Source organism: Bradyrhizobium sp. Crot121 (assembly GCF_059512385.1).
In genome coordinates, this window is record NZ_JCAMOR010000337.1 from 1 (window position 1) to 501 (window position 501).

Annotated in this window: 1 protein-coding gene; it reads left to right on the plus strand. The window is 63.9% G+C overall.

Translation table 11 applies throughout. From position 1 onward, the window contains the following. Nucleotides 1-501, plus strand: a 501-nt coding sequence (locus AC5ZGW_RS46855; protein WP_496114230.1) for an IS256 family transposase, incomplete at both ends; no start/stop codon positions are given.

Below are 501 nucleotides of genomic sequence, written 5' to 3' on the forward strand. Positions count from 1 at the left end.
GGGGCATGCGTTCTCGGCCTCGGCGATCAGCGCCATCAACAAACGGCTGGATGCGTCGCTGAAGGCGTTTTGCGCGCGCAAGCTCAAGGAACCATTCCCCTATCTGATCCTGGATGCGCGCTATGAGCGGGTGCGCGAGGACGGCATCATTGCGAGCCAGGCGGTGCTGATCGCGATCGGCGTCGACTGGGAGGGCCGGCGTCAGGTGCTCGCGGTCGAGCTTGCCAACCGGGAGAGCCGGTCGAGCTGGAAGGAGTTTTTGGAAGCGTTGAAGGCGCGCGGCCTGCATGGCGTTGAGTTTGTCGTCTCCGACGATCATCCCGGCTTGAAGAAGGCGATCGCCGAAGTGCTCGCCGGCGTGTTCTGGCAGCGCTGTTATGTGCACTTCCTGCGCAATGCGCTCGATTATGTGCCGCGCAAGGTCGACGACGATTGCCTGCTCGAGCTCCGCTGGATGTACGACCGACGCGATCTTGGCGAGGTGCGGCGCGATCTGGCGGC